Source organism: Nocardioides sp. 31GB23 (assembly GCF_040012395.1).
Lineage (GTDB): Bacteria > Actinomycetota > Actinomycetes > Propionibacteriales > Nocardioidaceae > Nocardioides > Nocardioides salarius.
In genome coordinates, this window is record NZ_JBDYKJ010000039.1 from 32,755 (window position 1) to 42,778 (window position 10,024).

The following is a 10,024-nucleotide window of genomic DNA, read 5'->3' on the forward strand; positions in this document are numbered from 1 at the left end:
GTGTCGAGGGGCGCGGCCCCCGGTCGGCTGCCCGGTCGGCTCCGCCCGTGCAGGTGGGCGGGCGCATGGTGGGATGGGCGGCATGCCGAGCCTGCGCCACGACCTGCTGGCCCTCGTCGTGCCGCGCCTGCGCGGCGCCGGCGCGGTCACCGACCCCGCCGCCGAGCGCGCCTCGGTGGAGTCCTCCCACGCCGGGCTCGACCGCCGGCTGCCGACCCGGTCGGTCCCGGCCTTCGGGCTGCGCTTCGAGCACGAGGTCGACGACTCCGCGGGCTTCCCCGTGCACGTGCTGACCCGGCGCGGCACCTCCCCGGCCCGCACCCTGGTCTGGCTGCACGGGGGCGGGTTCGTCTCGCCCCTCGACCCCGTGCACGTCCGGTACGCCGCCCGCCTGGCCGACGCGCTCGGCGTACGCGTGCTGCTGCCCGACTACCCACTGGCCCCCGAGCACACCTGGCGCGACTCGCTCGAGCCGCTGGCCGAGCTGGTGACGCGGTGGGCCACCGGCCCCGGGCTCGGCGGCCTGCTGCTGGGCGGCGACTCCGCCGGCGGCGGGCTGGCCCTGGCGCTGGCCCAGGCGCTGCGCGAGCGGGGGCAGGTGCGCCCCGAGCGGTTGCTGCTGGTCTCGCCCTGGGTCGACCTGACCACCTCGAGCCTGGCCACCTCGTGGTTCGACCGGCGCGACCCGTGGCTGCACACCTCGTCGCTGCGGCTCTACGCGCGCTGGTGGGCCGGGGTGCCCGACGACGCGCCCGACGACCACGCCGACCTGGCCCGCACCGAGGTCTCCCCCGCGCTCGGCGAGCTCGGCGACCTGCCGCCGACGCTGGTGCTGTGCGGCACCCGCGACCTGCTGGTGCCGGCCTGCCGACGCCTCGCCGACCGCGCCGCCGATGCCGGGTGGGACCTGACCTACGTCGAGGCGCCCGGCGCGATCCACGTCTACCCGCTGCTGCCGGGCATCCCCGAGGCCGCCCGCGCCTGGGCCACCACCCTGGAGTTCCTGCGATGACCCTCGCCATCAGCGCCCAGCCCTTCGCCGCCCTCGACGCCGCGGCGGCGTACGACGTGTGGCGGCTGCGCCAGCAGGTCTTCGTCGTCGAGCAGGAGTGCGCCTACCCCGACCTCGACGGCCGCGACCCCGAGCCCGGCACCCGCCACGTGCTGCTCACCGACGACGGCGAGCTGGTCGGCTACGCGCGGGTGCTCGACGACGCCACCACCTGGCGGGTCGGGCGGGTGCTGCTGGCCCCCGCCGCCCGTGGCCGCGGGCTCGCCGACCAGCTGGTGCGCACCGCCCTCGACGTCTGCCCCGACCGCGACGTCGTGCTCGACGCCCAGTCGCCACTGACCGGCTGGTACGCCACCTTCGGCTTCATCCCCGACGGCCCGGAGTTCCTCGAGGACGGCATCCCGCACGTGCCGATGCGCCTCCCCCACGGCGCGTAGCCCGCCGCCGGGGCACCGCCGTTGGTCGAGCAGCGAGGGCCGAAGGCTCGAGCGTCGACGAGACCCCGCAACCACCCGGCGCCCGGCGAGTGGGCCGCTCGCCGGGTCTCGGCGACGCTCCTCGCTGGCGCTCGTCACTGCTCGACCAACGGGTCAGGTGGCGGTGAAGAGGACGCCCGCGTCGGTCTCCTCGCGGGCGACCCGGCCGCGGGCGTGCAGGAGCTCGAGGTGGGCCTTGGTCTCCATGGCGGCCATGCCCTGGCTGAAGACGTCGAGGCTGTCGTAGGCCTTCTCGTGGCGGGTCCAGCCGAGGTGACCGGCGACGTCGTGGCTGGTCAGGGGTCCGCCCGCCAGGGCGGCGAGGCTCTGGTCGAGCCGGTCCTCGTGGAAGGCCAGCAGCTCGTCGACGCGGGCGTGGGTCGACGGCGAGACCGGGCCGTGGGCCGGCAGCACCCGCAGGTCGGGCAGCGAGCGCACCCGGGTCAGCGAGGCCATGAAGTGGCCCAGCGGCTGGTCCATCGGGGGCACCGTGAAGCCGATCGACGGGGTGATCGTGGGCAGCACGTGGTCGCCGGCGAAGAGCAGGCCCGCGTCGGCCTCGGCGAAGACGTAGTGGCCGGGGGTGTGGCCCGGTGTGTGCACGGCGTCGAGCACCCGGGCGCCGACCGCGATGCGCTGGTCGCCGTCGAGCCAGGTGGTGGGGTACTGCCACTGCGTCAGGTCGGGGTCGTCCTCGCCGACACCGAGCCACACCTCGGCGACGTCGTGGGCGCCGGCCGAGCGCAGCACCGCCGCGAACGGGTTCTCGGTGAGGTCGCCGGCGTTGTTGAGCAGGTCGAGCGCGGGCTTCTCATCGGCCCCGAGCGCCACGTCGACGCCGAGCTCGCGGCCCAGCACGGTGGCCATCGTGAAGTGGTCGCGGTGCACGTGGGTGACCAGGAACCGCTTGATGTCGCCGAAGCCGGCCCCGATCCCCTTCAGGCACCGGTCGAGCAGCTCGCGCGCCTCGGGGATCGCCCAGCCGCCGTCGACCAGGGTCAGCCCGTCGTCGGTCTCGATCGTGTAGACGTTGATCGCCTTGAGCCCGTCCATCGGCAGCGGCAGCGGGATCCGGTGGATGCCGGGCGCGACCTCCCAGGCGCCCTCGACGGTCCAGTGCTCGCCGGAGTCGGGCGAGACAGCGTACGCCGTGGGCGTGCCGCCGCGCGGGGGCCGGCCGGGCTGCTTGTCGGGCTGCTGGTCGGGCTGGGGAGAACTGGTTGACGCGGTCACCCGACCGACCCTAGGCCCCGCCCCCGGGGCGGCTCACCCGAGGTCCGGCAGGCCGAGGTCGAGGTTCGGCTGCTGGATGCCGCCGTCGACCTCGAGCACCTTGCCGGTGACGTACTGCCCGGCGCGCGAGGCCAGGTAGAGCACCGCGGCCGCGATGTCCTCGGCCTCGCCCACGCGCCCCAGCGGCGTCTTCGTCTCGAGCTGGTCCATCATCTCGGGCTGCCCGGCGACGAACTCGAGGGCGCTGGTCATCACCGAGCCGACGTAGATGCCGTTGACGCGGATGCGCGGTGCCAGGTCGGTGGCGGCCAGGCGGGCCCAGTGCGCGAGCGCGGCCTTGGCGGTGCCGTAGGCCAGGTAGCCGCGCCCGGAGGCGCGGCCCATCATCGAGGAGATGTTGACGATGGAGCGCTGCGCGTCGTCGGGGCCCTCCAGCATCAGCGGCACCGCGGCGACACTCAGCGCGTGGGCGGTGGAGACGTTGAAGTGGAACGCCTCCTCCAGGTAGGCCACGTCGGTGTCGAGGAAGGCGTTGGGGATGGTGCCGCCGACGTTGTTGACGACCGTGTCGAGGCGCCCGAAGCCGTCGTACGCCGCCTCCGCGAGCCCGGCGACCGCCCCGGTGTTGGAGAGGTCCGCGGGCACCACGAGGGCGCGGCGGCCGGTGGCCCGCACCGCCTCGGCGACCCGCTCGAGCTGGGAGGCGGTGCGCGCGGAGAGCAGCACGTCGGCCCCGGCCTCGGCGAGGGCGACCGCGGTGGCGGCGCCGATGCCGCGCCCGGCGCCGGTGACCACCGCGACGTGGTCGGTGAGGGTGAAGCGCTCGAGGATGCCCATCAGCGCGCCACCAGTCCACGCCCGGTCACCAGGGGCAGGTCGAGGGCGGTGACCAGGCCGGGAGCGGCGGCGCAGACGGCGGGCAGCGAGTTGACCAGTCGCTGGGCGGTGGTGATCATCCCCGACACGTTGTGGTCGCCGTGCTCGCCGTGGTGGGTCAGGTCGAGCTTCAGGACGGGCTCGCCGAGGATCTCGACGCGGTAGCAGCCGTCGTCCTGGGGCGGGGTCGGCCACTCGGGCACCTGGTCGGGGGCGGTGCGGGTGACGTGCTCGAGCACGACCCGCTCGACGCCGTCGACCTTGCCGACGACGCGGAAGCGCACCGCGCCCATGGTGCCGGCGGCGACGGCGCCGCTGACGCTGGGTGTGTCGACCTCGGCGGCGCGCCGGTCGACCTCCTCGGTCAGCGGCTCGTCGAGGGTGACGTCGAGGCCGGCGGCGATCTGGCGCACCACGCTGCCCCAGGCCATCGAGAGGATGCCGGGCTGCCACAGCATCCCGACCTCCTCCATCGGGCGGCCGAAGCCGAAGAGGTCGCCCATCACGACGGGCTGGTAGTAGGTGGAGTAGTCGGCGATCTCGCTGACGCGCACCAGGTCGATGCGCTGCGAGAGGCTGCTCAGCACGAGCGGCAGGACGTCGTTGGCGAAGCCGGGGTCGATGCCGTTGACGTGGAGGCTGGCGTCGCCGCGGCGCCCGGCCTCGGCGATCCGCTCGATCATGTCGGGCGGCAGGATCTCGGCGGGCCACTGCAGCAGCACCGGCCCGGACGAGACCACGTCGAGGCCCTGCTCGAGCATCCACAGCAGGTCCTCGATGGCCTCGAAGGGCCGGTCGTCGGTCATCGCGGCGTGCACGACGGCGTCGGGTGCGAGCGCCACCAGCTCGTCGCGGTCGGTGGTGGCCCGCACGCCCAGCTCGCGGCCGAGGCCGGCGAGCTCGCCGGCGTCGCGGCCGTGCTTGTCGGGGTTGGAGACCCAGACCCCCACCAGCTCGAGGTCGGGGTGGGCGTCGATGCCGGCGATCGCGTGGCGACCGATGGTGCCGGTGGACCAGACGACGACGCGCAGGGGCTTCTCGGGGACGACCTGTGTCATGCCCGCAATCTAGAACACGTTCTAGATCTGCGGAAGGGTTTCGCGCCCTCCCGGGTCGGCGGCCCGGGCGGCGTCGCGCACCGGGCAGTGCGTGCCGGCGTAGATGGTGGGCATGCACCGGTTGCAGTGGATGCAGGCACCCTCGCCGCTGCGACCGGCCGCGCGCTCGCGGGCCACCCGGTCGACCAGGCCCGGCTCGCGCAGCACCGCGCGGGCCAGGGCGACGTACTCGAACCCGTCGGCCATCGCCTGCTCCATCGTGTCGAGCCGGTTGATGCCGCCGAGCAGCATCAGCGGCAGGTCGACGGCCTCGCGCACCCGCAGTGCCTTGTCGCGGAAGTAGGCCTCCTCGAAGGGGTAGGACTTCAGGAACGACCGGCCCATCGGGGTGCGCATCCCCCAGCCGACCAGGCCGCCCATCGCGGCCGCGAACTCGCGGTGCGGGACGTCGCCGCGGAAGAGGTACATCGGGTTCATCAGCGACGAGCCGCCCGAGAGCTGCAGCGCGTCGAGGCACCCGTCGGCCTCGAGCAGCTGGGCGACCTCGACGGCCTCGTCGGTGCTCACGCCCCCGCGGAAGCCGTCGGAGAGCGAGAGCTTGGCGGTGACCGCGACCGCGTCGCCGACCTCCTCGCGCACCGCGCGGGCGACCTGTCGGGCCAGGCGGGCGCGGTTCTCGAGCGAGCCGCCCCAGCGGTCGGTGCGGCGGTTGAGCCCCGGGGCCAGGAACGAGGAGACCAGGTAGGAGTGCGCCATGTGCAGCTCGAGGCAGTCGAAGCCGGCGCGGGCCAGCGTGCGCGCGGTCGCGACGTACGCCCCGGTGACGCGGGTCAGGTCGGCCTCGGTGGCCGCCGCGACCAGCTGCATCGACAGCGGGCTGGGCATCCGGCTGGCCGCGATGGCGCGCACGCCGTTGGAGCGGCCGTTGGCGACCGGCCCGGCGTGCCCGACCTGGCCGGCCACGGCGGCGCCGGCGTCGTGGACGGCCTCGGCGAGACGGGCCAGCCCGGCCTCGGTGGCCGGCCCGACAACCACCTGCTCGCGGTGGGTGCGGCCCTCGGGGGCGACCGCGAGGTAGGCGAGCGTGGTCATCCCGATCCCCCCGCGCGCCACCTCGAGGTGGTAGTCGACGAGCGCGTCGGTGACCTGCCCGTCGGGGGTGCGTCCCTCGAACGTCGCGGCCTTGACGATGCGGTTGCGCAGCCGCACGGGACCCAGGCTCGCCGGAGCCAGCACGTCGGGGGTGGCGCTCATGGCGGCATCGTAGACCCTCGATAGAACGCGTTCTAGTTCTGCCGCTGTCGGGGCTCCTGCCAGACTGCGGCCCCATGAGCGAGCGCGACCCGATCCGCGAGGCCCACCGCCAGTGGGTCGCCCACGGCTGGCCCGAGGCCGCCGACGGGATGGCGCTGGTGACGTCGGTGGTGCGCGTCCAGCAGCTGCTGAGCGGACGCATCGAGGCGGTACTGCGCCCGCTCGACCTGACCTTCGCGCGCTACGAGGTGCTGCGACTGCTGTCCTTCTCCTCGGCCGGGCGGCTGCCGATGATGCGGTTGGGCTCGCTGCTGCAGGTGCACCCCGCCTCGGTCACCAGCGCGGTCGACCGCCTCGAGCGCCAGGGCTTCGTACGCCGCGTGCGCGGCGACGGCGACCGGCGCGTGGTGCTCGCGGAGATCACCGACGCGGGACGCGAGGTCGTCGAGCGGGCGACCGAGGGGCTCAACACCGACGTCTTCGGCTCCCCCGGCATCGGGGCGGAGTCGACGGCCGAGCTGACCAGGCTCCTGGGCGAGCTGCGCGCCAGCGCGGGCGACCGGGTCGACTGATCCGTCCCCGACCGCGCAGACCGCCTCGACTACCGGCACGTAGGGGTTCCGGGTGCGACGGGCATCACTTATGCTGAGATAGTTGGACGTCCAACTATCTTCCCCGGAGCGAGCCCCGCATGAGCGACCTGCACCAGCCCACCCACCCCGTCCGCCTCGTCACGGCCTCGAGCCTGTTCGACGGCCACGACGCCTCGATCAACATCATGAGGCGGATCTTCCAGAGCCAGGGCTGCGAGGTGATCCACCTCGGGCACAACCGCTCCGTGGCCGAGGTCGTCGACGCCGCGCTCGAGGAGGACGTGCAGGGCGTCGCCGTGTCGTCGTACCAGGGCGGGCACATCGAGTACTTCGAGTACCTCGTGGAGTCGCTGCGCGAGCGCGGCGCCGGGCACGTCAAGGTCGTCGGCGGGGGCGGCGGCGTGATCGTGCGCGACGAGATCCAGCGCCTGCGCGACTCCGGGGTCACCATCTTCTCGCCCGAGGACGGGCAGCGCATGGGCCTGGTCGGGATGATCAACAGCGTCGTCGCCGACTGCGACCACGACCTGTGGGAGGCCGGCTCGGTCACCGCCGAGCAGGTGCTCAGCGGCGACCGCTTCGCCGTGGCCCGCGCCATCACCGGGGCCGAGCTGGGCCGCCTCGGCGGCGAGCTCGAGACCATCCAGCAGGCCGCCGCGCGCAGCCACGCCCCCGTGCTGGGCATCACCGGCACCGGTGGCTCGGGCAAGTCCTCGCTCACCGACGAGCTGGTGCGCCGCTTCCGCGTCGACCAGCAGGACAAGCTGCGCGTGGCCGTGATCGCCGTCGACCCGACCCGTCGCAAGGGTGGCGGGGCGCTGCTCGGCGACCGGATCCGGATGAACAGCCTCGACGGCGACCGGGTCTTCTTCCGCTCCCTGGCCACCCGCGGCGCCCACGAGCTGCCCGACCACCTGCCGCACGTCATCGACGTCGCCAAGGCCGCCGGCTTCGACCTCGTCATCGTCGAGACCCCCGGCATCGGCCAGGGCGACGCCGCGATCGTGCCGTTCGTCGACACCGCGATGTACGTGATGACGCCCGAGTTCGGCGCCGCCAGCCAGCTCGAGAAGATCGACATGCTCGACTTCGCCGACACCGTGGCCATCAACAAGTTCGAGCGCCGCGGCGCCAAGGACGCGCTGCGCGACGTCGGGCGCCAGCTGGTGCGCAACCGCGAGGCGTTCGGCCAGCAGCCCGACCAGATGCCGGTCTTCGGCACCAGCGCCGCCACCTTCAACGACGACGGCGTCACCGCGCTCTACCAGCACCTGCGCGGCATCCTGGCCGAGAAGGACCTGCCCGCCCAGGAGGGCACTCTGGCCCCCGTCGAGGTCAAGCACTCCTCCGGCATCCGCGCCGTGGTGCCCCAGGAGCGCGTTCGCTACCTGGCCGAGATCACCGAGACCGTGCGCGGCTACCACCAGCGCACCGAGCAGCTCGTCGAGGCGGCCCGCCGGGTCCAGCGCCTCGAGGCCGTCACCGCCGAGCTCGAGGACCACGACGCCGGCGACGTGCCGGCCCTGCTCGAGAAGGCCCGCCGCCAGCTCGACCCCGAGGTCGCCGAACAGCTCGAGGCCTGGCCCTCGGTCATGGAGTCCTACTCCGGCGACGAGCAGGTCGTGGTGGTGCGCGACAAGGAGATCCACACCGCGCTGACCCGCGAGTCGCTCAGCGGCAACAAGATCCCCCGCGTCGCGCTGCCGTCGTACGACGACGCCGGCGAGCTGGTGCGCTTCTGGCGCCGCGAGAACCTGCCCGGGCTCTTCCCCTTCACCGCCGGCGTCTTCAAGTTCAAGCGCGACGGTGAGGACCCGGCGCGGATGTTCGCCGGCGAGGGCGACCCCGCGCGCACCAACCGCCGCTTCAAGATCCTCTCGGCCGACGGCGACGCCAAGCGGCTCTCGACCGCCTTCGACTCCGTGACCCTCTACGGCCGCGACCCCGACGAGCGCCCCGACATCTACGGCAAGGTCGGCACCTCCGGCGTCTCGGTGGCCACGCTCGACGACATGAAGGTGCTCTACGACGGCTTCGACCTCGTCGCGCCGAGCACCTCGGTCTCGATGACCATCAACGGCCCGGCGCCCACGGTGCTGGCCTTCTTCCTCAACACCGTCATCGACCAGCAGGTCGACGCCTTCCGCGAGCGCGAGGGCCGCGAGCCCGACGCCGACGAGACCGCGATGCTCGCCGCCCACGCCGTGGCCAGCGTGCGCGGCACGGTGCAGGCCGACATCCTCAAGGAGGACCAGGGCCAGAACACCTGCCTGTTCTCCACCGAGTTCTCGCTGCGGATGATGGCCGACATCCAGGAGTGGTTCATCCAGAAGCAGGTGCGCAACTTCTACTCGGTCTCCATCTCCGGCTACCACATCGCCGAGGCCGGGGCGAACCCCATCAGCCAGCTCGCCTTCACCCTGGCCAACGGCTTCACCTACGTCGAGGCCTACCTCGCGCGGGGCATGGACATCGACGACTTCGCGCCCAACCTGTCGTTCTTCTTCTCCAACGGCATGGACCCCGAGTACTCCGTCATCGGCCGCGTCGCGCGCCGGATCTGGGCGGTGGCGATGCGCGACAGGTACGGCGCCAGCGAGCGCTCGCAGAAGCTGAAGTACCACGTGCAGACGAGCGGTCGGTCCCTGCACGCGCAGGAGATGGACTTCAACGACATCCGCACCACGCTGCAGGCGCTGATCGCGATCTACGACAACGCCAACTCGCTGCACACCAACGCCTACGACGAGGCGGTCACGACGCCGGGCGAGGAGTCGGTGCGCCGCGCGCTGGCCATCCAGCTCATCATCAACCGCGAGTGGGGCCTGGCGATGAACGAGAACCCGCTGCAGGGCTCGTTCATCATCGACCAGCTCACCGACCTCGTCGAGGAGGCCGTGCTCGCCGAGTTCGACCGCATCAACGAGCGCGGCGGCGTGCTCGGCGCGATGGAGACCGGCTACCAGCGCGGGCGCATCCAGGACGAGTCGATGCTCTACGAGCACCGCAAGCACGACGGCTCGCTGCCGATCGTGGGCGTCAACACCTTCCTCAAGGAGGTCGGCGACGACGCCACTCCCCAGCACGTCGAGCTGGCCCGCGCCACCGACGAGGAGAAGGAGTCGCAGCTGCGCCGGGTGCACGAGTTCCAGCGCGCCCACGAGGACGAGGCCGCCGAGGCGCTGGCCCGCCTCAAGGCCGCGGCCACCTCCGGCGAGAACGTCTTCGCGGTCCTGATGGACGCCGCCCGCGTCTGCTCGCTGGGCCAGGTCACCGAGGCCTTCTTCGAGGTCGGCGGGGCCTACCGCCGCAACGTCTGACCCGGCCCATACTTCCCGCCGAGACGGCCCAAACTTCACCCTGACCCGGCCCATACTTCGCGTCGAGTCGGCCCGAACCTTCGGCCGGCCGGTTCGGGCCGGGTCAGCGGGAAGTTCAGGCCGGGTCGGTGGGAGATTCAGGCCGGGTCGGCGGGAGATCTGGGACGGGTCGGCGGGAGATTTGGGACGGGTCGGGGAGGGT

General features: G+C 73.1%; 8 protein-coding genes. 4 read left to right on the forward strand and 4 right to left on the reverse strand.

Annotated elements, in window-relative coordinates; genetic code table 11:
• The first annotated feature begins 82 nt into the window (after window positions 1-82).
• Both ABKW28_RS13705 and ABKW28_RS13710 read left to right on the forward strand, forming a co-directional pair.
• Window positions 83-1,012: an alpha/beta hydrolase gene (locus ABKW28_RS13705; protein WP_348610526.1), complete on the forward strand. Its 930-nt coding sequence runs from the start codon at window positions 83-85 to the stop codon at window positions 1,010-1,012.
• Complete coding sequence (locus ABKW28_RS13710; protein ID WP_193669956.1) at window positions 1,009-1,449, forward strand: GNAT family N-acetyltransferase; 441 nt, start codon at window positions 1,009-1,011, stop codon at window positions 1,447-1,449. The genes ABKW28_RS13705 and ABKW28_RS13710 overlap by 4 nt, the downstream gene beginning before the upstream one ends.
• Window positions 1,450-1,602: 153 nt before the next feature.
• Here ABKW28_RS13710 and ABKW28_RS13715 read toward each other — a convergent pair whose 3' ends face one another.
• Genes ABKW28_RS13715 through ABKW28_RS13730 form a run of 4 tightly spaced genes read right to left on the reverse strand, consistent with a single transcriptional unit; the run spans window position 1,603 to window position 5,909 of the window.
• Complete coding sequence (locus tag ABKW28_RS13715; protein WP_348610528.1) at window positions 1,603-2,721, reverse strand: MBL fold metallo-hydrolase; 1,119 nt, start codon at window positions 2,719-2,721, stop codon at window positions 1,603-1,605.
• A 33-nt stretch (window positions 2,722-2,754) separates the two neighbouring features.
• Entirely contained in the window at window positions 2,755-3,558 is an 804-nt protein-coding gene (locus ABKW28_RS13720; protein WP_348610531.1) for an SDR family oxidoreductase, read from the reverse strand.
• Window positions 3,558-4,655, reverse strand: a complete 1,098-nt coding sequence (locus tag ABKW28_RS13725; protein WP_348610533.1) for a diacylglycerol kinase — start codon at window positions 4,653-4,655, stop codon at window positions 3,558-3,560. The genes ABKW28_RS13720 and ABKW28_RS13725 overlap by 1 nt, the downstream gene beginning before the upstream one ends.
• A 21-nt stretch (window positions 4,656-4,676) precedes the next feature.
• The gene (locus ABKW28_RS13730; protein WP_193669960.1) at window positions 4,677-5,909 is read right to left on the reverse strand and encodes an NADH:flavin oxidoreductase; all 1,233 of its coding nucleotides are present in this window, start codon (window positions 5,907-5,909) and stop codon (window positions 4,677-4,679) included.
• A 74-nt stretch (window positions 5,910-5,983) separates the two neighbouring features.
• Here ABKW28_RS13730 and ABKW28_RS13735 point away from each other — a divergent pair, with 74 nt between their 5' ends.
• Window positions 5,984-6,481, forward strand: a complete 498-nt coding sequence (locus ABKW28_RS13735) for a MarR family transcriptional regulator (protein WP_193669961.1) — start codon at window positions 5,984-5,986, stop codon at window positions 6,479-6,481.
• Between the two features lie 119 nt (window positions 6,482-6,600).
• Window positions 6,601-9,822: a fused isobutyryl-CoA mutase/GTPase IcmF gene (gene icmF, locus ABKW28_RS13740; RefSeq protein ID WP_348610536.1), complete on the forward strand. Its 3,222-nt coding sequence runs from the start codon at window positions 6,601-6,603 to the stop codon at window positions 9,820-9,822.
• Window positions 9,823-10,024: the final 202 nt, after the last annotated feature.

What these genes read in the sequence shown, in the direction of transcription:
- ABKW28_RS13720 (WP_348610531.1), bottom strand. Translation starts at nt 3,558, where the DNA reads ATGGGCATCCTCGAGCGCTTCACCCTCACCGACCACGTCGCGGTGGTC.
- ABKW28_RS13705 (WP_348610526.1), top strand. Translation starts at nt 83, where the DNA reads ATGCCGAGCCTGCGCCACGACCTGCTGGCCCTCGTCGTGCCGCGCCTG.
- ABKW28_RS13735 (WP_193669961.1), top strand. Translation starts at nt 5,984, where the DNA reads ATGAGCGAGCGCGACCCGATCCGCGAGGCCCACCGCCAGTGGGTCGCC.
- icmF (WP_348610536.1), top strand. Translation starts at nt 6,601, where the DNA reads ATGAGCGACCTGCACCAGCCCACCCACCCCGTCCGCCTCGTCACGGCC.
- ABKW28_RS13710 (WP_193669956.1), top strand. Translation starts at nt 1,009, where the DNA reads ATGACCCTCGCCATCAGCGCCCAGCCCTTCGCCGCCCTCGACGCCGCG.
- ABKW28_RS13730 (WP_193669960.1), bottom strand. Translation starts at nt 5,909, where the DNA reads ATGAGCGCCACCCCCGACGTGCTGGCTCCGGCGAGCCTGGGTCCCGTG.
- ABKW28_RS13725 (WP_348610533.1), bottom strand. Translation starts at nt 4,655, where the DNA reads ATGACACAGGTCGTCCCCGAGAAGCCCCTGCGCGTCGTCGTCTGGTCC.